Origin of the sequence: Rothia similimucilaginosa (genome assembly GCF_029850875.1) — a bacterium.
GTDB lineage: Bacteria > Actinomycetota > Actinomycetes > Actinomycetales > Micrococcaceae > Rothia.
Window position 1 is genome coordinate 1 of the sequence record NZ_JAOVAM010000009.1, and the last position, 22,978, is coordinate 22,978.

21 protein-coding genes and 1 other RNA gene are annotated in these 22,978 nt (G+C 57.2%); 3 read left to right on the plus strand and 19 right to left on the minus strand.

Annotated features, from left to right (window positions below):
* Positions 1–101: 101 nt before the first annotated feature.
* The 18 genes from QFX05_RS07355 to glf all read right to left on the minus strand — a co-directional run bounded on the left by QFX05_RS07355 (position 102) and on the right by glf (position 16,529).
* Positions 102–704, minus strand: coding sequence for a hypothetical protein (locus QFX05_RS07355; protein ID WP_279742069.1), 603 nt, complete (start codon positions 702–704; stop codon positions 102–104).
* Positions 705–1,676: 972 nt separating this feature from the next.
* Positions 1,677–1,916: a terminase TerL endonuclease subunit gene (locus tag QFX05_RS07360; RefSeq protein ID WP_279742071.1), complete on the minus strand. Its 240-nt coding sequence runs from the start codon at positions 1,914–1,916 to the stop codon at positions 1,677–1,679.
* A gap of 216 nt (positions 1,917–2,132) precedes the next feature.
* Positions 2,133–2,505: a transfer-messenger RNA gene (gene ssrA / locus QFX05_RS07365) on the minus strand.
* A gap of 376 nt (positions 2,506–2,881) precedes the next feature.
* Positions 2,882–3,736, minus strand: a complete 855-nt coding sequence (locus tag QFX05_RS07370) for a DUF4190 domain-containing protein (RefSeq protein ID WP_279742073.1) — start codon at positions 3,734–3,736, stop codon at positions 2,882–2,884.
* 238 nt (positions 3,737–3,974) lie between these two features.
* Positions 3,975–4,439: a DUF4190 domain-containing protein gene (locus QFX05_RS07375; protein ID WP_279742075.1), complete on the minus strand. Its 465-nt coding sequence runs from the start codon at positions 4,437–4,439 to the stop codon at positions 3,975–3,977.
* 123 nt (positions 4,440–4,562) lie between these two features.
* Positions 4,563–5,057, minus strand: a complete 495-nt coding sequence (gene smpB / locus QFX05_RS07380; RefSeq protein ID WP_005505423.1) for an SsrA-binding protein SmpB — start codon at positions 5,055–5,057, stop codon at positions 4,563–4,565.
* 19 nt (positions 5,058–5,076) lie between these two features.
* Positions 5,077–6,204, minus strand: coding sequence for a peptide chain release factor 2 (gene prfB / locus QFX05_RS07385; protein ID WP_279742078.1), 1,128 nt, complete (start codon positions 6,202–6,204; stop codon positions 5,077–5,079).
* Positions 6,205–6,451: 247 nt separating this feature from the next.
* Positions 6,452–6,949, minus strand: a complete 498-nt coding sequence (locus QFX05_RS07390) for a Tad domain-containing protein (RefSeq protein ID WP_279742081.1) — start codon at positions 6,947–6,949, stop codon at positions 6,452–6,454.
* Entirely contained in the window at positions 6,912–7,361 is a 450-nt protein-coding gene (locus QFX05_RS07395) for a pilus assembly protein TadE (RefSeq protein ID WP_279742082.1), read from the minus strand. The genes QFX05_RS07390 and QFX05_RS07395 overlap by 38 nt, the downstream gene beginning before the upstream one ends.
* 22 nt (positions 7,362–7,383) lie before the next feature.
* A complete protein-coding gene (locus QFX05_RS07400; protein ID WP_279742083.1) occupies positions 7,384–7,839 on the minus strand; it encodes a TadE family protein in 456 nt (151 codons plus the stop codon).
* Positions 7,839–8,066: a hypothetical protein gene (locus QFX05_RS07405; RefSeq protein ID WP_279742084.1), complete on the minus strand. Its 228-nt coding sequence runs from the start codon at positions 8,064–8,066 to the stop codon at positions 7,839–7,841. Before QFX05_RS07405 ends, QFX05_RS07400 begins: the two co-directional genes overlap by 1 nt.
* 107 nt (positions 8,067–8,173) lie before the next feature.
* Positions 8,174–9,106: a type II secretion system F family protein gene (locus QFX05_RS07410; RefSeq protein ID WP_279742085.1), complete on the minus strand. Its 933-nt coding sequence runs from the start codon at positions 9,104–9,106 to the stop codon at positions 8,174–8,176.
* Complete coding sequence (locus QFX05_RS07415) at positions 9,103–9,957, minus strand: type II secretion system F family protein (RefSeq protein ID WP_279742087.1); 855 nt, start codon at positions 9,955–9,957, stop codon at positions 9,103–9,105. The genes QFX05_RS07410 and QFX05_RS07415 overlap by 4 nt, the downstream gene beginning before the upstream one ends.
* Positions 9,957–11,219, minus strand: a complete 1,263-nt coding sequence (locus QFX05_RS07420) for a CpaF family protein (protein WP_279742090.1) — start codon at positions 11,217–11,219, stop codon at positions 9,957–9,959. The genes QFX05_RS07415 and QFX05_RS07420 overlap by 1 nt, the downstream gene beginning before the upstream one ends.
* Positions 11,220–11,676: 457 nt before the next feature.
* The gene (locus tag QFX05_RS07425) at positions 11,677–12,450 is read right to left on the minus strand and encodes an ABC transporter ATP-binding protein (RefSeq protein ID WP_279742092.1); all 774 of its coding nucleotides are present in this window, start codon (positions 12,448–12,450) and stop codon (positions 11,677–11,679) included.
* A gap of 4 nt (positions 12,451–12,454) precedes the next feature.
* Positions 12,455–13,336, minus strand: coding sequence for an ABC transporter permease (locus QFX05_RS07430; protein ID WP_279742094.1), 882 nt, complete (start codon positions 13,334–13,336; stop codon positions 12,455–12,457).
* Complete coding sequence (locus tag QFX05_RS07435; protein WP_279742095.1) at positions 13,333–15,339, minus strand: glycosyltransferase; 2,007 nt, start codon at positions 15,337–15,339, stop codon at positions 13,333–13,335. Before QFX05_RS07435 ends, QFX05_RS07430 begins: the two co-directional genes overlap by 4 nt.
* A 2-nt stretch (positions 15,340–15,341) precedes the next feature.
* Positions 15,342–16,529, minus strand: coding sequence for a UDP-galactopyranose mutase (gene glf, locus QFX05_RS07440; protein WP_279742096.1), 1,188 nt, complete (start codon positions 16,527–16,529; stop codon positions 15,342–15,344).
* Between the two features lie 204 nt (positions 16,530–16,733).
* On the opposite strand from glf, the gene QFX05_RS07445 reads away from it, so the two are divergent.
* Both QFX05_RS07445 and QFX05_RS07450 read left to right on the plus strand, forming a co-directional pair.
* Complete coding sequence (locus tag QFX05_RS07445; protein ID WP_279742097.1) at positions 16,734–17,135, plus strand: hypothetical protein; 402 nt, start codon at positions 16,734–16,736, stop codon at positions 17,133–17,135.
* Between the two features lie 14 nt (positions 17,136–17,149).
* The gene (locus QFX05_RS07450) at positions 17,150–21,679 is read left to right on the plus strand and encodes an FtsK/SpoIIIE domain-containing protein (RefSeq protein WP_279742098.1); all 4,530 of its coding nucleotides are present in this window, start codon (positions 17,150–17,152) and stop codon (positions 21,677–21,679) included.
* Positions 21,680–21,743: 64 nt separating this feature from the next.
* Here the strand turns inward: QFX05_RS07450 and QFX05_RS07455 are convergent, their stop codons facing one another.
* Complete coding sequence (locus tag QFX05_RS07455) at positions 21,744–22,184, minus strand: alpha-N-acetylglucosamine transferase (protein WP_279742099.1); 441 nt, start codon at positions 22,182–22,184, stop codon at positions 21,744–21,746.
* Positions 22,185–22,659: 475 nt separating this feature from the next.
* On the opposite strand from QFX05_RS07455, the gene QFX05_RS07460 reads away from it, so the two are divergent.
* Complete coding sequence (locus QFX05_RS07460) at positions 22,660–22,908, plus strand: WhiB family transcriptional regulator (RefSeq protein ID WP_005505386.1); 249 nt, start codon at positions 22,660–22,662, stop codon at positions 22,906–22,908.
* The last annotated feature ends 70 nt before the right edge of the window (positions 22,909–22,978 follow it).

Below are 22,978 nucleotides of genomic sequence, written 5' to 3' on the forward strand. Positions count from 1 at the left end.
CCCCCCGGGTCCGCCCACCTCCCCGCGCGCGGCCAGCCCCCCCCCCCCCCCCCCCCCCCCCGCCTCGCTATTATCGCTATGAGAGCAAGCGTTGCCTGTTTTTAGGACAGCATCGTGAGGGTGCCGAGCAGACCCAGCAGGCTCAGACCCGAGATGATGTAGGCCAGAATGTTGAAGGTCGTCATCTTCGAGGTGTACTTGGTGGTGTGACCGGTGTTCACCTTCGCCGAGTAGATGGCAAGCCAGATAGACACGCCTACCGGGATCAGACCCACGAGCAGCAGAGCAATCACCATGATGTTGGGGCTCAGACTCAGATTGGAGCTATTAGCAGAGGAGCTGTAACCGCCGGAGCTGATCCTTGCCTCAGCGTGGAGTGCCGCGACCTGAACCCACGCGTAGAGGGTCAGGGCCAGGGCACCCAGGGAGGCACCGAACGCACCGATGGAGTAGAAGTAGCCGGGGCCGCGGAAGTCGCCGGTGGTCTCACCGTAGGGGCGGCGGTGCTCAGCCGGCACCCGGTAGATGTCCGGGATGCGCTGGTAGCTGTCGTCCCGGTCGCGCACGTTAGCGGGTGCCACGCCCAGGGCGGGTGCGGGTGCTACGCCTGCAGGTACCGGCTGCGGGGAGTTTGCGTTGTTCTGCTCCGGGAAGGAGGGGGCGGGAATCTGGTTCTCCATGGTGTGTCCTTGAGTGGTCGTCATAGCGGCTGTGTGGCTACCGTATCGTAGCGTTGGCGTCACTATGAGCGGCTATGCTATATGACCGGCTACTTTGTGGCTCGTTTGGTGGCTCTGTGGTTGCTCTCTAACGTTGCCGGTGAGATTGAATAAACAATCAATACCGAACAACGGTATCTACCCTTCGATACTACGGCATAGGACGCGTTTTCGTCTTCTCTGATGGCGTTCTCATTACAATGCGGTCACCTGAGCGCCCTCGGGCACGCCGGTACACCCCAGAACGGACCGGCAATACAGGACCGACCAATTGGGTATAAAAATACCCGGCAGGTGACGCGGTGGGCGTTCTGCCGGGTGGTAGAAACCTACCACGGTTCTTCCTCTGGATTGGAACCGATAATCACCGCCGCACCCCATACGGGATAGCGGACGGCTGGGAGATCGTGGAGATGCGGGGAACGCGGTGTTCGTCAAAGACCAGGTGTTCTGTGGTGCTGATGGAGCAGGTGTTTTAAGACCAAACCAAGATAAAAGACTCATATATTACCTTTATATACAGCAAGATGTGGCAGCAGTTTTAAAACTGCTACCACATCTCGTTGACCACTTAGAAACTTCTAAGCGATGTTTTACACACTAGGTCCTTTAGGGGGTCCCTTAGGGAACTTTGAATCACTCTCAAGCGTCTTTTTGGCTACAAAAGTGACAAAAAGACCTCCTAAAATTGCACTTAGAATTGATACTGGATTAAAGAACTCCCCGTCTCTGGCAAATGAGATAATCACCCAGAACACCGGAACAATAGTGAGAAAAAATCCTAATGTAAATATATTCTTCGTACGCATTGGACCTCTCCCAGGTTAAAGAGTGAGAGCACAGGACACTGCTGCAACAGTATGATGAATGCATTCCCACACCATATAGTGATGCATCTCACATCACTAATTAATAGTTTACCAGAGAGTCTCATCAGATGCAACACGTAAATTGACATTACATGAAAAATATGCATTTGCTATCATACACGCTCTCAGTGGCGGGTCCACTACCGCATCTAATCGCACGGTCGAGGCCCATGATAGTGGCCACCACACCATCGATCTTCTCGGTGAATTTTTCTTTGTCGGGTTTGATGTTCCCGGCAGAGTCGGTGCGGACGAACATATTATCCATCATCCACTGCAAAACCGGGTGACCCTCATGAGCGAGCTTTCCCTCCATGACCAGGTTCATCAGTTCCTTTTGACGTTAGCCTAAACCTTTTGACGCCCAACCCACGAGCATGCCGGTACACCCCCGGAACAGACCGACAATTGGGCATAAAAAATACCCGGCAGGTGACGCCGTGGGGCGTCCTGCCGGGTGGTAGAAACCTACCGCAGTTCTTCCTCTGGATTGGAACCGATAATCACCACCGCACCCCATACGGAATAGCGGACGGTTGGGAGATCGTGGAGATGCGGGGAATCGAACCCCGGTCCGATGTGGCGTCAACGGGGCTTCTCCGTGCGCAGTTTATGCGAACGCTACTTTTCGGCTCCGGTACTTGCATAAACACATATACCGACGAACCTAGTCACGTAAAAGTCCCGCCAGCCCCCGCAACAAGGGCTAGCAGCAGTGGCCTTTTAAGTCGATGCCGGTAACTGAGCCAAAGGCATGCTCAGGCCGACAGACGGCAACTCGCGCTTAGGCAGCGAGTGCGAAGTCAGTGCGCTTAGATTCTGCACTTAATTTTTTGCAGAGGGCGTTAACGAGATAACCCTGCATCCTCGGCACGCTTCACCCATCTCAACTCACATCGTCGAAACCGATCATCCCCCTATGCTTTTATCAAAAAGCCCACCGTCTTCTGAAAGTTTTCCTCAACATACCTTGATGCCGCGGTGCCATTCAAACACGGTAGAGATTCAGTATATCGGAGGTGTTTAACGGTGTGCAAGTCCCCTACCCCACACGCAGGGTGCGCTCACTGACAGAGAACACCCGCCAAGAACAGACGCAGAGAACGCTGCCTGCGAAGAGCGCACCTCCACCGCCGAAACATCCGCCACCGCACACACCCGAATCAACGGCGGGCCCAGAAAATCGGTGCAGAAAATCGGCACAGAAGATCACGGGCACAGCAAACGGGGTGAGGCGCCCCAAATCTTCTGGGAGCCTCACCCCGTTCGCGTACCGCACTAGGCTGTCAAACCTTAGCGGTGAGCCGAAACAGTCATGCGGTTGTTCGGGTTGTCACCAATCTGGCAGACCACGTTACCGTGACCATCCTCGGTACCAACCTCAAGGCACTTCTGAGTAGCCTGAACTAAAGAAATGGCTACGAAAAGCATGCAAATCGAAATCAGGACAGACACCGCACCAGTGATAATACCGGTCAGGGCGAATGCCTTACCTGCGCCAACTTCCTTCGTCTTCTTGAGGGACAGCACGCCCAGAATAATCGCGGCGATACCCAACAGGGCACCAAACACAAGGAAACCTGTCAGTACAGCCGCGATACCGAGAATCATCGCCGCCAGTGCCATGCCGGGAGCCTTCTTCGTCACCGGAGCCGCATACGGGTAACCCGCGGGCTGGCCGTAACCGTAAGCATCCTGCTGAGGCTGCTGCTGGTAAGAGTTCTGCTGGTAGTTGTAGTCAGCGGGCTGCGCCTGGTAGGAGGCGTCCTGACCGTAGCCATACTGCTGCTGGACGGGCTGAGCCTGGCCGTAGGGGTTCTGCGCTGCAGCACCCTGAGCCGAAGCGCCCTGGGCAGAAATACCCTGAGCAGCGTTCTGGCCGTAAGCATTCTGAGAAGAAGACTGCGCACCGAACTGACCGTACTGGTTCTGCTGGGGCGCGTTCTGCGCAGTAGTGTTCTGTTGAGTCTGGCCGTAGCTATTCTGGGCGGATGCGCTCTGACCGTAATCCTGGCCGTAAGTACTCTGCGTTGCAGGAGCCTGGCCGTAATTCTGACCGTAAGAGCTCTGGGCTGAAGAATTAGGCTGCTGAGCAGCGTAGGGGTTCTGTGCGTTTCCCTGGTTGTTTCCGTAGTTATTCTCAGACATCCGTCGTTCTTTCCATCACAGTTACAGCGAACAATTTATACTCACCCAATGCACCATTGCGCGCTGAGTTCAGTTCCATTATATGAATAAGCCATCACCTGGGGCATCTATGAAGTCTAAGATTCCAGAATCATCCCCCAGAATCCACCAATCGGGCAGATTCAGCGCCGAAAAAGAGCAAGGGACCGAATAGTTCACCACTATTCGGTCCCTCAACGTTTCAAAGACTCAACGTGACTTAACGGCGGACAGATTCATATTCCTTAGGGCTCATCGTCATGGTTTCACCATGAACGGTGCACACATAGTTACCGCTCGAATCCTGCACCGCATTCTCAGCGCAGTCGCTGAGCATACCAATGCCAATCAAGCCCAGAATCAGCACGCCAACAGCAACAATCATGCCCAGCGCACCGGTGACAATACCACCAATCGCCATACCCTTACCGGAGGCGGTACCATTCTTCACCTTCACCAGGGCAACAATACCCAGAATCACGCCAACCAGACCCAGCACGCCACCGAAAATCAGCCAGCCAGACAGCAGACCAATAATACCCAGAATCAGCGAAGCAATCGCCAGAGCCGAGCTCGGAGTCGGCTGGTAGCCGGGGTAGCCACCCTGCATATTGTATGCGGGGGCCTGCTGCGGTGCGGGGATGAACTCGCCCGGGTTCTGCTGGTAATTCGGGTTCTCAGACATATGTCTCCTCATAAAATATGGTGCTCGCGGTACGCCACGATTTTCCAACAATTATACGCGAGGAACCGTGCCCGCATCTACCAGAAGTCACCGACTAGATAGGTTCCCGCCGCCGCCTCAGCTCTAGCCGAGGTTGCGGTAACGCATCGCGCGGCGCGCCTCCAGGTCATCCTGACGCTCACGCAAAGCCTGACGCTTATCGTACTCACGCTTACCGGTCGCCAAAGCAATCTCAACCTTCGCACGACCATTCGAGAAGTACAGCTTCAACGGAACCACCGTGTAACCGGTCTCCTTCAGCTTCTGCGCCAACTTATTAATCTCAGAACGATGCAGCAGCAGCTTCCGGCGACGACGAGCTGCATGGTTCGTCCACGTACCGTAACCATACTCCGCGATATGAATACCCTCGAGCCACATCTCGTTATCGGTCACCTGGCAGAAACCGTCCACAATGGACGCCCCGCCATCACGCAGAGATTTCACCTCAGTACCCAGCAGAACAATGCCCGCCTCATAGGTATCCACAATGTTGTAGTTGTGGCGAGCCTTCTTATTCTGGGCAATAATCGCGTTATTCGGGTCCTTCTTCGCGTCTTTCTTCTTTTTCTGAGCCATCACTCAATCCTTATACGTCTTAGCTCTCTTCAACCGCGCGCCCCGAAGCACGCCAGCGAATACCAGCATCAATAAAGGCGTTCAAACCGCCATCCAAAACATTAGAGGTATTACCCTCCTCATAGCCGGTACGCAGATCCTTCACCATCTGGTATGGATGCAGAACATAGGAGCGCATCTGATCACCCCAGCTTGCCTTAATATCACCGGCAAGCTCCTTCCTCTTCGCATCCTCCTGCTCCTTACGCAACAGCAACAGGCGAGACTGTAGCACACGCAAAGCCGCCGCACGGTTCTGCAACTGAGACTTCTCATTCTGCATCGACACCACAATACCGGTCGGCAAGTGAGTCATACGCACCGCCGAATCCGTCGTGTTCACCGACTGGCCGCCCGGGCCCGACGAGCGGAACACATCCACCTTAATCTCGGACTCGGGGATCTCAATAGCATCCGTCTGCTCAATCAGAGGAATTACCTCAACCGCAGCAAACGACGTCTGACGGCGGCCCTGATTATCGAACGGAGAAATACGCACCAGGCGGTGAGTACCCGCCTCCACCGACAGGCGACCAAAAGCGTACGGCGCATTAACCTCAAAGGTCACCGACTTCAGGCCCGCCTCCTCAGCGTAGGAGGTATCCAGAACCTTCGTCGGGTAGCCGTTCTTCTCCGCCCAACGCAGGTACATGCGCAGCAGCATCTCCGCGAAATCAGCAGCATCCACGCCACCGGCGCCCGAACGGATCGTCACCACAGCCTCACGCTGATCGTACTCACCCGACAGTAGCACCAGCACCTCAAGCTCTTCCAGTTTTGCGCGGATTTCACCGCACTCACGCTCAGCATCGGCGAGCAGCTCGGCGGCAGTCTCCTCATCCTCAGCTTCTGCAAGCTCCACCATTACCTCAACATCATCAATGCGAGAAGACAGCGAACGCAGACGATTCAGTTCCGATTGCTTATACGACAGTGCGCTCGTCACCTTCTGCGCATTCTCCACGTCATCCCACAAATCGGGTGCAGCAGCCTGCGCAGACAGGTCCTCAATGGCGCGCTCAATCCCCTCAATATCGCTCACAGCAGCAATAGAGGTGAAAATCGTGCGAAGCTCTTTAATCTCAGCAGAAAAGTCGAAGGATGCCATAGCTTTTAACACTATCGCGAAACTGCCAGAAAGTCCCGCCGTTACAGCCCGCAACAGCCCACAGCGCAGAAGGACAGGTGGGTAGAGGGCAAAGGCCGCGGAACGAAGATGTAAAAGAAGGCAAAAAACGAGGGTGCATCCGCTAGCCGTTACACTACCTTACGGATGCACCCTCGCAAGCTATGGGGGCTCACAACACACCAATAAGAGAGTGAGCTGATAAGCCCTTGCGCCGTTGATAGACGCACTAATCGGTGGAAGGTCCCTGGCTCATCTTCAAACGCGACGAACCATGAGCGGTCACCTCAATGCCATCAGGCACCAGAATCGACAGCAGCGGCGGACGAATACGAGCCGACAGGTACACGTGCACGCTGTGATCAGAATCCACGGACACGTTCTCCAGACGCAACCTATGAAAATCCTGTCCCGGCTGAACCTCAGCCAGGTACGTGCTCGCATACTCCCACGCCGCCGAACCATTCGCCTCCTCCGGAGTGCGGATCGTGCGGGTAATCGAGTTCGCCTGAGCGTCCGCCACATCCTGCAGATGCTGAGTCTGCAGATAGGCACCGGTAATCGCCACCGTCACCGAGCCGATAAGCAGAAGCAACGCCAGCATGCCCACAATCAGCAGGGCAATACTGCCCTCTTCCGGGTCTGAGGCGAGCGCCCGGCTCTGCACACCGGCATGAGCCGGTAAACCATTAGGAATCAGCATGACCAGACCCCCAACTCGTCGCATGAGAACTCACCGGAATCACACCGCCGCCCATAAACGAAGGCAACAGCAGCAAACGTGCCTGAACCGTCACCGTGGCGTACGCCTTCGTACCCGAGACGCACTCCCCCGACGAACAGCTCAACGACACGCTCACATCGGAGGGCTCAACCCCGTAATCAGCGGCAGCATGCACCGCCAGACGCTGAGCCAAATCCGGGCCAACCGACGAATCCTGCGGTTGCTCCTGCACATACAGCACCACCTGGGCGCTCGCAGCATGAGCCGCCATCACTGAAGACTGCAAGCTAAAGATCGTCAGAATGCCGTAGAGCACCGGGATGAGCAGAGTAATGCCCAACCCCAGGAACTCCACAATGGCGCTACCCTCTTCAGGATTGTACAAATCGGAGCGGTTCTTCAGGTGTTCCTTCACACACCGCCGAAGCGAAAAGCCACTAATCACCGGAACGATGCTCCGCATAAATCGCATGCCCCTTCACCTCAATGGAATCCGGAAAACCCCACGGGCCCAGCACCGGCAAAGGCGACTTCACCGTCACCTCCAAGGTGCGCACCCCCGTAGAATCACTACTCTGATGGTACGAAATATTCTCAGCATAGGAAGACGGAAGAACCCCCTCAATCATCTGACGGGTACGCTCCATGCCCTCCTGCGGAGTGCGGTCACGCATCGTACCGTAACGTGCCCCAGCCGCCGCAGCATCCACCAACATGGTTCGTGCATACAGAGCGAAAGAAACCTGCAGAATCGCCATGGTTAGCAACACCAACAGCGCACCGACCATGACGAATTCCGTGCTGGCGTCACCGCGCTCGCTATCCTCCACAGAATATTCCGCGGAGGATAGCTCAGCGGCAGTCAGCTCAGAAGCGATGCGGGGCTTACACATTACTGGTGAACCAGAGCAATCGCGTCGTTGAACATCTTGGTCAGAGCCGGCTGAGCGATCGCCAGGATAGCGGCAACCAGCACGGCACTCATCATGGTGATCATGACCCAGCCGGGCACGTCGCCGCGCTCGGGGTCACCCTGCTTGTTCTTCAGGCGCAGAGCCAGCACGGATGCGATAGCCAGGGCAATCAGCACGGTGAGGGTGGTGCGGAAACGACGGAACATGATTTTCTCCTTCATCAAAGGGTGTAGTGTGTGGTTGGTGCGGTGCACCGGGCAATCAGCCCAGCCCATCGCGGCGCGGCCGGTACGGTGTGTACCCGCCGCAAAATCTAAAAGTTCAAACGCATGAGCGACAGGCCCGGGAAGACCGCAAAAATTACGGTCAGCGGCAGGATGAAAAACACCACCGGGGCGAGCATCGCAATCTCCTTCTTACCGGCTGTTTCCATCAGCTCACGCTTAGCGTTATCGCGTACATCCTGAGCCTGCGCACGCAACACATCAGCCAGAGGGGTACCGCGCTCAATCGCAACAGCAATACCCTCAACAAAGCGGCTCAACACCGGAACGCGAGTACGCTCCGCGAACTCCTGCAACGCGCTCAAGAGCGAAACACCGGTGCGGGTCTGAGCCAAAATATCAGAAAACTCACGAGCCAACTCGCCGCGAGAAGTCAGGCAGATACGCTCCAAAGCCGCCAGGGCCGACTCGCCCGCCGTCACCGACAGCGCCATCATCTCCGCCAGCGCCGGGAACTCAGCGACCAGCTGCTTCTCGCGCTTAGTCACCGTCTCGCCCAGCCACCAGTCACGCGCCAGAAAGCCGCTCAAACCACTCACCAGCACCAGCACAAGAGCCACCAGAATGGAAAAACGCTCCTGCACCACGCCGATGACAGTCAGGGCACTCATGACGGTCACACCGGCAAGAGCCCACAGCAGCTGCTCAGCACGAAACGCGCTCACACTCTGCGAAGAGCCAGCCCGACGCAAACGCTCCTGCACCGAACTATCACTCAGCGACGAGCCGCTCAACGACGAGGACAGCGAACGCAGAAGCGGCGCACAGAACGCCGAAATCGCCTCCAGCAGGCTCGCCTCGCGGCGCTCCTGCTCCTTCAAGAGCGACTCACGCAGAGTCTCACTGCGCAGCTGCGACGCCACACGATCAGAGAACGAAATACTGCGAGTATTCAGCACCGATGAGAGAATCAGACCCACGCCGGTCGCTAACAGCAGACCAAAAATCAGAGGTAGGTTCATCCGAAAACCCTCCGTTCACGCGGCAACTCACCAATACGTAGCATCAGACGGTACGCTGCCAAAGAAATAGCGGCGCCGGCAATCATCAGTGTCGCACCTGCAAACGAGTTATAAACCATGCGCGCGGCAGGCTGAGTTGCCATCAGACACAGCACAAACCAGGGCGCCACGCAGGAGAGGCGAGCCGCATTCACAGTCCACGACTGACGCGCCAGAAGCTCCGAACGGGTACGCGCATTCTCACGTAGAAAATCACTCAGCGTGCCCAGCAACTTACCCAGGTCCGACCCACCCACCTCGCGGGCAATCTTCAAGGCCTCGATAATGGTGTCTGCCACCGGGTCAGAGAGGTACTCCTTCAAACGGTTCAGTGAGGTCACAAACTCACCGGACGCGCGGTAGTCACGCGAGAAATGGGTGAAGGCATCACGCAACTCTTCCGGGCCGCGGTAAGAGAGCTGAATCAGCGCCTCGGGCAGGGACAAACCCGCACGAATGGCCGAACGCAGGTGGTCCACCGCATCCGGCCACAACTGCCAAATACGGGCATCCGCTGCGCGGGCACGATGATTCACGACTACGCGAGGCGCCACAAAACCACCAATCAGGCCCAGCAGACCCAGCGGCAAAAGCTGAGTAAGAATCAGCAACAGAACCGACGCGCTCACACCGCTGGCAACACTCACCCACATAAACGTTCGTGGAGTCAGCGAATGCATACCTGCCTTACGCAGTGCCACAACCAGCGCCGGGTCGTTACTCGGCTTCGGCGGCTTACCATTATCAGGAAAGCAGGAAAGGTAAATCAGGCAGACGCCCAACGCCAAAATCAGGCTCAGAAACAGAGGCATTACTGACCCGCCTTCGCCGCCGCCAGCACCTGCTCGGGATGGTGACCGACACGAACCCAACGGTCCGGGTTCGGCAGCTCCAATGCCACGCACACCATCTGCCCTTCACGACGCACAAACAGCGGGGACATCTCAATCACGCCGTCCTCAACGCGGCCGCCCAGCATGCTAATCTCTTCGACCTGACGCTGACCGTGCGAATCGCGCCCGCAATGCACCACAATGTCAAAGCAGGACGCCACGGTCGGCACCACGAATGTCGAGGAAATATTCTCGCCCGCCAGCAACGGCAGAGTGCAAATCTTGGTCACCGCGTCACGCGCCGAGTTCGCGTGAATCGTGCACATACCCGGCAGACCTGCATTGAGCGCAATGAGCATATCCAGGGATTCCGCTTCACGCACTTCACCAATGAGGATGCGATCGGGGCGCATACGCAGAGCTTCCTTGACCAGGCGGCGCAGCTCAATCGCTCCGGTGCCCTCAAGGTTCGGTTGGCGGCACTGCAGACCCACCACATCGCGTAGCGGAACTGCGAGCTCAAAAATTTCTTCGCACGTAATCACACGCTCACGCGGCGGAATAGATGCCGATAGGCAGTTCAGCATCGTGGTCTTACCCGCTTGGGTTGCGCCCGAAACGAGGATGTTCATGCCGCTCTCCACCGCCGCGTGCAGCAGGGACGCCGCGCCGGCACTCAGCGAGTTCATGCGCACCAGGTCGGGCAGGCGGCGGGCACGCACCACGAACTTACGGATATTGATGCTCGTGTGCCTGCGGGTAATATCCGGAATCACCGCGTGCAGGCGGGAACCATCCGGCAGGGATGCATCAACAAACGGGGAGGAAAGGTCCACACGACGACCCGAAGGCTTGAGCATGCGCTCCAGCAGGCTATTAATCGCCTCGGCACTCAGATGCAGACCGGTCAATTCACTTTCGCCGTTGCGGGCAATAAAGATTTCGTCGGGAGAGTTGATCCAAATTTCTTCAACGCTCTCATCATCGAGGAACGGCTGAATCACGCCAAAGCCGCAGATTTCATTATGCAGGCGCTGAATCACGGATTCACGGTCACCCAAATCGGGCAGAGAAATGCGGGTACGTCGCTGTTCGTAATCGTTTAGGTGCTCGTCAATAAGCCCGCGAACGGCGTGCTGGTCCTCGTGCGGGTCCAGGCTACGGTGGCGCATTGCCTCACGAATATTTTCTTCGAGCAGATTTAGATGCTCCGCCCGGGTATCCAGTACGGTATTCTCCATTGAAGTGATCCGATGCTGTGTGTGGTTATGTGGTTATCTGGAATACGGCGAAGTAGTAATATCTCAACGCCACCATCATCCTACCCTCAGCGCATCAAATTTATCAAAATGTAATAAAACACCCCTTAATATTTACGAGTATAATATTTGAGTATTTTTGACGCATAGAAATGCACATATCGTTACCTAACGTGTACTAAAACCCAAAACACCTAGTCGGTTGTGACTTGCAAAACAAATGCATGTGCATCCCTCGAACCAATTACCGTTGGCCACCGCCATATTGCGCACGGTGCACACGTAACATTTCGTCTTAAATCCCCGCAGCCGCCTCTGTTGAAACGCTAGAACCCTATCGAGCAACAATAGATTCTCAGGCACAACTTCCGGGCATAGCAAAGGGGCGTGCGCTCCCCCATCGGGAATACACGCCCCATCACCAGCAATCATTTAGCAGCTAGTCGCCACCGCGAATCACCTTCACAGCTTCCTTAATTGGGCCGTCAAAACGCAGGTTACCGTGCTCCAGCACCACGCCACGGTCACAAATCTTAGAGACCAAATCCAAGTCATGGCTCACCACGGCAAGAGTTCTACCGGCAGAGCACAGCTCCTGAATCTTCGCAATGCACTTCTTCTGGAAAGGCTCATCACCCACCGCAAGAATCTCATCCACCAGGAAGATATCCGGGTTCGTATGCACCGCAACCGAAAACGCCAGACGTAGGTACATACCTGAAGAGTAGAACTTCACCTCGGTATCAATAAAGTCGTGAATCTCAGCAAAATCCACGATCGAATCGAAGGAAGCCTCAATCTCTTCCTTGGACATACCCAAAATCGCACCGTTGAGGTACACGTTATCGCGACCGGTCAGATCCGGGTGGAAACCAGCGCCCACCTCAATCAGACCTGCAATATTGCCGCGAGTGAGAACCTCGCCCTCGTCGGCGCGCATCACGCCAGAAATCATCTTCAGCAGCGTGGACTTACCCGAACCGTTCAGACCGAGAAGAGCCACACGCTCACCCTGACGAATGTCCAGGCTCACGCCGTTGAGCGCATTGAACTTCTCCGAAAGATCGCCCTTGCGGCCCTTAATCAGCCACACAAAAGCTTCCTTCATCGAACGGGTGTGGCGCAGAACGAAGCGCTTCACCAAATTCTCCACGTGAATCACCACGGGAGCGTCCGGGCTCACCGGCGGGAACTCAAGCTTCTTAATATCCACAGAATCAGAGCTCCTGGGCGAAGTTGCCTTCAAACTTACGGAAGAGCAAATCACCAATTAAAACGGTCAGCAGAGAAATACCAAGGGCAATCGGAGTCCACAAGCTGAAGAGATGCGGAACCACCTGCGAAGCAGGAAGCGCCAAATCCTCAGGACGGAGCGTCGGATGCCAGAAGCCATAGTGGAACAGCTCCACCGCAACCGTCAACGGGTTCATCATGAACACGTTGAACACCCATGGGTAGAGAGTTTCACGCACCATGGTCCAGGAGTACAGCACCGGCGAGAACCAGGTAGCCACCATCAGCAGCATGTCCACAATGTTCTCCGAATCGCGGAAGAACACGTTCGCCACGCCAAAAATCAGACCCAAACCATAGGACAGCATCATCACGATAAGCATGCCCACCAGAATCGACCCAAATGCAAGGAAGGTCGGGGACCACCCCACCAAGAAGCAGGCCAGTAGCATCACAGCAATCTGAGGCACAAAATGCACCAGAGCCACCCACACCGTCGACAGCGAGAACAACTCACGCGGCAGGTAAATCTTACGAATCAGCGCGCTGTTAACCACCATTGCGCGAGCACCATTACCAAAACCCTCCGAAAAGAAGTTAATGGCAATCATGCCCGAGAACAGGTACACCGCATAGTTGTGCATACCGCGTTCCAAGCCAAGGAACATACCCATGGCAATGTAGAACACCAGGAACTGCACACCCGGCTTAATGTACGACCACAAGATGCCCAGCACCGAGCCGCGGTAGCGAACCTGGATTTCCTTATCAACCAGCAGTCGAAGCAGGTAGCGGTTCTTCACCGCATCCAGGATGCCGCGCCCACGGCCGGGCGCCTTCAGGGGAACAGACTTCAGATCGTTCATCGGGTCAGCTCAGAATCCGTGTGCTCAGCGAAGGTCTTAGCCCACGCATCGTAAGAGGCAACCTCAGCAGCCTTCGAACGGTACTGCTCACGCAACTTATCCCAACCGGTCACTAGCTGAACGTGCAGCTTAGCGGCCTGAGCCAGCTTCGACTTGAGCTGCTCGGGGTCGCGGCGGTACCAGAACAGACCGGTACCCTCAGCGTTAGTAGCCAGAGCCGAGTCGAACTTCGACAGGGTCCACCAGTTAGTCTCGCCGTAGTTCAGCTGAATCTGCGGGTGAGTCTTCGCCTCTTCACTCACCGGCTTGAGCAGCTGACGAGCAACAGTCTTCGCGGTCCACGAAGCAAGCTTCGTGTAGCCCGGAGACGAGAAGGAACGGCGACCACGGAACGGAGGCTTCTTTGTCTGAATAGCCGGGAAGTCATCCACGTTCGGCTTCACCTGAGATTCCGGGTACTCCTTAGCCATCGCACGAATCACCGGCAGACGCTGCGAGAGCGAGGGGTGCAGGTGATCGGGGCCGGAGAGCAGATCCTTCAGCGCCATCAGGCGGCCAGCCTCGGTGTAGTACTGCATGGACAGGGTATGCTTGACGTCCAAGAACAGGGAGTCCAGCAGCACGCGGCCGCCCTTATCGAAGGGCGAGTGTAGCAGCGCCGTAATGAGGCGGTTGCGCTCGTGGTAGTACGCCTGCCAGCCGACGGAGTCATCCTTATCGGTCCAGGACACGTGCCACACGCCCGCACCGGGAAAGGACACGGTAGCGAAGCCCGCAGCCTTAGCGCGCAGACCGTACTCAGCGTCATCCCACTTCAGGAACAGCGGTAGAGACAGACCGATTTCCTTAATGACAGTGGTCGGGATGAGGCACATCCACCAACCGTTGTAGTCCACGTCCACGCGGCGGTGCAACCACGGGGTGCTACGCAGGTTATGGTAGCCCAGGTTGTGACCCATGCCCATGTCTTGGTGCGGCTTAGCGTAAAAGTTGCGCCACGGGTCAACAACCTCACCAAATGCGTGCAGGACCGAACGGTCATACATGTCGAACATGTGCGCACCCACGATAGTAGGTTCCTTGCAGTAGTTCGCAAAAGTCACCATACGCAGAATCGACTCGGGCTCAACGATGACGTCGTCATCGAGCAGTAGCACGTAATCGGATCCATTGTTGACAGCCTCGAACATGCCACGCGAGAAGCCGCCGGAACCACCCAGGTTGCCCTGGTTGATAATGCGGAACTTACCGGAGAGGGGCTTGACAACCTCTTCGAAGTCCTCGTGGTCCTGCACCTTCTGGGTGCCCTGATCCACAATCAGGAACTCGTGCACAGCATCGAAAATCTCGGGGCTCTCACCCAGAGCACGAATGTTGTTGATGCAGTACTCCACCTTGTTCATGGTAGTAATCTGGACGGTCGCCTGACCAGCCTTCACGTCCGCGCGGGACTCAATATTGCCCAACCAGTTCGCTTCAATCAGCTCAAGGTCACCGGTACCAGCCAGGTCGAACCAGTACCAGCCGCCGTCACCGAATGGTGCCAGGGGCAGGGTGAAGGTGCTGGTCTCCTCGCCGGAGAGCAACTTCGCATCTACGCGCTGAATCACGCCACGGCCATTGGACTTGTACACAATGACCATGCCCTCGCCGCGAGTCTGAACGCTCAGCACGACCTTCTGCAGGTCGGTCCAGCGGCGCCAGTACGAAGCGGGGAACGCGTTGAAGTACGTACCGAAAGACAAGCTTTGGCCTGCATTCACGGTGATGGAGCGGCGGCTATTCAGACTGTTCGCGGCATCACGGTTCGCTCTAGCGCTCGAAACAGACTGACCGGAGATGTTCATAGCCTCCGTAATGGAGGTGGAAGCGTCACCGTCAATACGGGTGGGCATCTGAACGCCGGTTGCAACACCCGCATCCACATACAGGGGGACGACGTCGGTCTCAACTGCGCTCGGGAAAATAACCCGCTGCAGGTTCTTCAAAGTCTTATCAGCCATGGTTATGCGTCGACACCACCGGACTCGATCTTCGCACCGTTAGCGAAGTGCGGGCGGATCTTGTTGTCGAACATGGACAATGCAGCACCGATAGCCATGTGCATATCGAGGTACTTGTAGGTACCCAGGCGACCACCGAACAGCACGTTGTTCTCGCCCTTAGCCAGGTCGCGGTACGCCAGCAGCTTCTCACGGTCCACGGAGGTGTTGACCGGGTAGTACGGCTCATCCCCCTTGTTAGCGAAGCGAGAGTACTCGCGCATGATGACGGTTGCGTCCTTAGTGTAGTCACGCTCGGGGTGGAAGTGACGGAACTCGTGGATGCGGGTGAACGGAACATCAGCATCGGGGTAGTTCATCACGGAGCAGCCTTGGAAGTCCTCAATCGGCAGGACCTCTTCTTCCAGGTCGATGGTACGCCAGGACAGGTCGCCCTCAGCATAGTCGAAGTAGCGGTCAACCGGACCGGTGTAGACCACGGGAATCTGACCCAGGACGTTCTCGCGAGAGTACTGGTGGCCGGGCTCGAAGAAGTCAGTGTTCAGGTGCACCTCAATGTTCGGGTGCGCCGCCATACGCTCCAGCCATGCTGCGTAGCCGTCAACGGGCAGACCCTCGTACTTGTCGTTGAAGTAGCGGTTATCGTAGTTGTAGCGAACCGGCAGACGGGAAATGATGGATGCGGGCAGCTCTTCCGGCGGGGTCTGCCACTGCTTAGCGGTGTAGTGCTTGATGAACGCCTCGTACAGGGGGCGACCAATCAGGGAGATACCCTTATCGTTCAGGTTCTGCGGGTCGGTGCCAGCCAGCTCACCAGCCTGCTCAGCGATGAGCGCCTTTGCTTCTGCGGGAGAGTAAGCTGCGTTGAAGAACTGGTTGATGGTACCCAGGTTAATGGGCATGGGGTACACGATGCCGTTGTGGCGGGTGTACACGCGGTGTACGTAGTTGGTGAACTTGGTGAAACGGTTCACATACTCCCAGACACGCTCGTTGGAGGTGTGGAACAGGTGCGCACCGTAGCGGTGCACCTCAATACCGGTCTGCTTCTCCTTCTCGCTGTATGCGTTACCACCGATGTGGGAACGGCGGTCCAGCAGGGCAACTTTCAGGCCCAGCTCAGTGGCAGCCTGTTCTGCGATGGTCAGACCAAAGAGGCCCGAACCGACTACTACGAGGTCAGCGGTCAATGTTTTCTCCTGTATTATCACGGCGCACCGCCGCTTCTGCGAGGGCGGTATTCACCTACCAGATTGGACACATCCGAGGGTTCTCAGTCGCGCCGCAATCCGCACGGGCGGGTACAACAACCCCTCCCGTGATGGATATAGTCATAATCTAAGATACCTGTTTATCAAGCACTACACATACTTATGACGTGCTTTTAGGGACTTTTGGACTATTGTTCGCGCCCTCTTTCTCTGGGTGAATATTCTTCACAAGCCCCGAGGTCAAACGGGTCTAAGAAAGGTCTTTCTTCTGCGCATTTTTACGGCCTGCTCACAATAAAAGAATTTTATTTATGGGTAAATATTCACCCCACTCTATTTACTACGGTAATTAGCCGCTACATAGGGCTGCAAACACAAGCAACAGATCAGAGCGGGCACTTCAACGCTCTCACCCGCTACAAGAAAAGCACCCCTGCCGGCATATTTGGGGAGGCGCGCCGGTGCATACGAGAGGTGATTGGGGCGGTTTATCCACAGCTTTTTGAAAATTGGGGTGAAAAATTCAAAAAATACGAACATATTGGTTTATTTACAGATAATTTATTGAGCTTTGATAGTTTTTAATATTTTCTGAGAGTATGACTCTCTTCTTTCTCGACCACCACAACACCACCGACGCGCTCCCCTACCCTCGCGTACTCCGACTCGACGGCGAGGTGGCATCCAACGGAATACAGCTGCACCCCGGTAGCGCAGGTAACGCAAACCAGCAGGCTCTAGAGCAGGCACTCAACCACGCTCTGCAACGCTCGGCACCCGGCGCGCGCGCTAAAGCACAGGAGACGACATTCCAACTACACCCCGAGCACAATAAGGACCCCCTCAACGCCTCGACAACGCTAAATATCCACATTCCGAACGAATCTCAGTCCCTGAATTCTCAGCCACTGAACGCGCCCGCTGTCAGCCTCCTGAACATTCTGCGGGGCCCCAACGCGGGCACAACCTTCCCCATCAGCCGCGGCCGCACCAGCCTCGGCAGGGCAGCGCTAACTGCCCGCGGAGGAGAACAACCACATCATATCCATCTGCAGGACCCCTTCCTCAAGCCGGTGCACGGCAGCTTCTACGCCGATAGTTCCGGCATCCGTTGGATCGAGAAGCATCCCGCCACGAGCGAGGGTAGCGAGAAAAAGCAGGGAAGTAAGAAGGTACAGGGCAGATTGAGGGGGCAGAACGCCGAGCCGCACATCCTGCACTGGAACGAGCCCTTCCGCCTTGGCTCTTCACTCTGCGTACTTACCTCCCCCAGCACCGACGGCGAACACACCGCACAGAAGGCAAGTGTCACCGCCGCTACCCCCGGCTCTTCCCCCGATTCTTCCTCCGGCGAGCTCGTGCAAACACTCGCTCCCCTGGGCGATACCGGCAATCCCTTTGAGCCGGTAGGGGTGAACCCTCCCGCACCGCGTAAGCTCAAGCAGATTCTGTTGAGCGTATGCCTGCCAATTGTGGTGGGTCTGATTATTGCGCTGGCGACAGGCATGTGGTTCCTTCTGCTGATGTCTGCGGCATCTTCACTGCTGATGCTTCTGCATTTCTTTGGTGGTCAGGCGGAGAGCCGTGCCGCATCGCAGCAGACTCATCAGGCGGCGTTGCAAGAAAAGGAACGTGCTCTCGCCCTGCCGACCGCGGGAGACCTGGCGATTTCGGGTCCCTCTGACCTGCATAATGCCGCCTACCTCGCTATTGTGCTCGGGTGCGGTCCTCGCCACCCCTACCTGCGCGGCCGCAACCTCCCGCTGGGCGCTCTGGAGAAGCAGGATGCACCCCACTATCTACCACTCCCCACCCCGGCTCTCGGTCACTACCTGAAGCTGGAGGAGGCGCATCTGCGCGCCTACCTGGTGCAGCTGGTAGCAGGCTATCCCGGTTCGATGCACATTCTGCTGGGTAGCGCTGATAGCGCTGGCCAGCAGCGAACTAATCGTCTGATACAGACTCTGGCTGTGGTGCCGGGGGTGAGTGTGCATTGTCTGCCGGGTGTACAGCAGGAGAAGTATCTGCAGGCCCTACAGAGCAGCTTGCAGTCGGAGCTTTCCGCATCTTGTCCGCCGCTGATTCTCATGCCCCAGCAGGCGAGCGCTATCTACGCTCCCCTGCTGACCTCGCTGACCTCTGAGGCGGTCGCGGAGTCTTCACAGTCCCGTGCGTTCACTTCCCCGCGTGAACAAAAGGTGAATGCCCCAGCGCTCTGCGTGCTGGATAGCGCTGAGGGAGATAGTTCCGCCCATGCACCCGGTGCGCTTTTTAGTGCCGCCTGGGTTGAGTGCGCGAGTGAAGGTAGCCATCATCAGAGCATCCGCTACCGCGCGCAGGGCTATGCGGCGCCTCCGGTGCAGCCCATCGAGGGTGTCTACCAGGTGCATCCTCTGGCGTGTGAGGGTCTGTGTCAGCACGCCGATGGGCTCAGCGTTAAGGCGTTCTGTGCCGCTCTTGAGAACCTGTACCGCGCCGGGTGCGAGCAGGAGCAGGGCGCGCTCAGTGAGGCGCAGGTGCACCAGTCGGCACATCTTTTCTCTTCTCTCCAGTCGCAGAGTGCGCGGCAAAGGAACCGCGCCGATGACATGGCGGTGGAGTCTGTTCTGCAGCGCTGGTCGGCTCAGTGTTACGCCTCCGATATTCGCTGCTACCTAGGTGTTTCTTCGGGTGGCTCGCTGAATATTGGTTTGTCTGAGCACGGTCCGCACTGGTTACTCGGTGGCACGACCGGTGCAGGCAAGTCGCAGCTGTTGCGTTCGCTGGTGCTCAGCGCTGCGCTACGTTACCCGCCCGAGCGCCTCGGCCTGATTCTGGTGGATTTCAAGGGCTCGGCTGGTTTGGGCCCTCTGGCTCAGCTGCCACATGCGCTCAGCGTGTTGAGTAATTTTGATGTATCCGCGGTGGAGCGTGCGCTCGAATTTTTGCGCGCCGATATTCACCGCCGCGAGGTGGATCTGCAGGCGCTCGGCGTAAACTCCTACCGCGATTACCTGGCCTCCTGTCAGGCGGCGGGCACGACTCCGCACTACCCCGAGCTGCTGATTGTGGTGGATGAGTTCCGAATGCTCATCGATTCCATGCCGGATGCTATGGCTGAGCTGATGCGCATCGCCACGATTGGTCGCTCGCTGGGTCTCCATCTGGTGTTGGCGACTCAGCGTCCGCAGGGTGCTATTTCGCAGGATATTCGCGCCAATATTGCCACGAGTATTTGCTTGCGAGTGGCGAGCGCTCAGGATTCATACAACCTGCTGGAGCATGAGTCTGCGGCGTATATTTCAGCCGCGCATCCGGGTGCCGGGTATGTGCGCCTGCCGGATGGCCGTTCCGTACCGTTCCGCGCCCCGCTGGTGGATGCGGTCCCCTCGAGCAGCGATGCCCGCCCGGTGCAGGTGTTGAGTCTAGAGGAGGGCGGCTGGCGTGAGCTGACTGCCGCTTCTGCCATTCAGAAGGGCAGCAGAAATGAGGATGAGCTGCTGATTCGTTCGGCGCAGCAGATTCGTACGCTCTATGAACGCGAGTACGCGCCGAGGAGTCTTCAGAAGAATGTGGTGGTTCAGGGTGAGTATTGCCCGATTCCGCCGGAGCTTCCCGAGAACACCCTGCTGCCTGTGTTGGAGGCGCCGGTTAGCGAACCGGTAGCGTACGGCATTGACCGGGCCGCCACCCCACAGGAACCTGCAAACTCTGGTGCTGCCTCCGAAGGGTATCTATTGGGTGAGCTGGAGATTGCCCGCTACGGCGTGCGCCGCCCGATCAGCTGGTCGGGTCAGCAGGCACTGGCATTGCTGGCGCAGAGCGCCGAACGAGCCCCGATGCTCTACGGGCTTTTAGCTCAGGCGTTCGCCGCCCGCACGCCAGTTGTTCTGCTGACCTCTGACGGTGCGCTCTACCGCGACCTGGAACCTTACGCCGGTGCCTTTGAGGCGCTCGTGGGTGCGCAGGAACTTTCACATCTGCGGTTCTGCCTGGAGGAGCTGCGCACCCCGAACCTGTGGGGTGCCGAGGCTTCCACCCGCCCGCTCATTGTCGTGGATGGTCTAGACACTTGGCTGGAGTCGCTAGTTCGCCAACCCGATACGGAGAACCTGCTCTATGATCTGCTCTCACAGGGGTGCCGCCGCGGCTATTCGGTGGCGTTCACTTCCGCGTTGAACCCGCGCGGTCGTTTCGCCGCTGCGGCGCATTCCACGCTGTTGAGCCGCCGCTTCCTGGATGCTGACCTGATGCGTTCACCAAGCAAGGACTACCCGACTCCGGCACAGAGCCACTACTGCGTGGAGGGTGCCATTAATGAGGAGTTGATTGGAGATCAGCCGCTGAGCGCTTCGATTCTTTCGCCCTGCGTTGCGGGTTTTCAGGAGCTGGTTCAGGTTCTGCAGGGTAACGCCACGAGCGCTTCTAAAGGGTCAGACACTCGCCCTGGCACTCTTCTGCGGCAGTTCCCCGAGTACTATCGCATGCCCTCGACCGAGTACGTGACCGCCGCCCACGCCACCTGCAATCCACGGGGCGCTAAGCTGTTGGTCGCCTTTGACCGCGGGCAGATGCCGGTCTGGTTGAGCGCCCCGGCTGGCGCGGTAGTTCCGGTGCAGGGTTCCCGGTCGGCGGGTAAAAGCACCCTGCTGGAAAGCATTGCTCAGCTCAACCCGCAGCTGAGCACCCTCGTCCTTGAGGGTTCGGGCGGCACCATGGATGAGCCACCGAGTGTGGAACATACCCGTGCGCTCCTGGACTCGGTAAAGAACCCCGCGCGCACGCTCGTATTCATCGATGACCTGCAGTATCTCTCCCCCGCCGTTCAGCAGCTACTTCTGGAGCGTCGCGGTGAGTTCCGCGCCATGCTGGTCGCCTACACGCCGTGGCCGAGGCGCGCCTCCTCACCCCTGCTGGCTGCGCTCATGGGATGCTCGCGTGCGCTTCTGCTCGCTCCCGCATCCTTGGCGGATGCTGACATGTGCACAGTGACCGCACTGCCTCTGGATCGATTCACACAGGGCGAGCAGCCCGCTGGTCGTCTTGTGGTAATGGATGGTGCCTCCGTGTGCGCGGCACAGGTTCCCCTGGCGCTGGCCACGGCTACACAGGCTGTAACAGCTACGCAGAAGGTGCCGGTAGCAGTCTAGAGCTGAGCACTCTAGAGCCAGCTATCTAGGGTTTAGCGGCGCTAGGGTTTTACGCTCTAGGGATTTAGCGGTATCGGCGGCTGTACTTCTCTGCTTCTTCGCCCGACGCCTCGGTGACCGCTTCAATATAGCGGCGGCTACTGGGCATAAGCACGAAGATGAAGGCAGCCGCTGCGCCAATAACACCCGCAATCGTGATGATCTGGCCGATATTCAGGCCGTAAGCGCTCACGTTCATGACGAGGGTGCTTGCGGTGACCCACAGGGCACAGAGGGTAATTAGGATCATGGGCAGGCGCGAACCGAAGCGGCCGCGGTAAAAACGCAGGCCGAAGTAGGTCATGCCCGCAGCGATAAGCACCTGGAGTACGCCGCCCACAATCGCCTGGGCTGTAGATATACCACTGACGATAAAGGGGTAGAGGATACCGCGAATCAGAATGTATGCCGCGAAGACTTCGGTCAGAACGAATGCATAGATGACGTTGAACGGGCGTGACGTCACGGTGGGCTCCTCATGGTAGTGTTGGGGCAGACCGGGGTGTATTCGGTCCGATGGGCTGGCATTTGTCCGATGCGCTAGTGCGTTAGCGGGGGTGCTCCCCGTCTCGGGTTCACCGCCTCGTCATCGGTGCGGTATTTCAGGGGTAGGTACCGCTTTATATTATGCATGAGGCGCCGCTCCCCCAGCCGCCCGCATCTTATCTATGAGACGCGGCGCAGGATATGCGTGTCAGCATGCGATTCCCCATCCCCTCAATTAGACAAAGGTTTACCTAAGTGATAGATGACTCAGTGTAATACTGAAGTTTTTAGAGAAAAGTACTTGTCACATCCGCTCCAACATGCGAAAGTTGATAAGTCAATTTTCACCCTAACGCTGGGTGAGCATCCCATCAGCGGATGTATTTGACACGCGCACAGGAAAATAGATGTGTCTTGCCACCGCGTGAGACCGTAAATCATGAAGGAGGTCCACCGTGGATTGGCGTAGTCGTGCAGCTTGTTTGGATAAGGATCCGGAGCTGTTCTTCCCCGTAGGAAACACCGGACCTGCCCTGTTGCAGATTGAAGAGGCAAAGACCGTCTGCCGCTCTTGCGAGGTTGTAGACGTCTGCCTGAAGTGGGCCATCGAGACCGGCCAGGACTCCGGCGTATGGGGTGGCACCAGTGAAGACGAGCGTCGTGCGATGAAGCGTCGCGCAGCTCGTGCCCGCCGTGCATCCTAACTTCCGGAGTATTCAATAGGGCATCAAAAGCGTGGTGCAGTGATTTAGAGTTACTGCACCACGCTTTTGC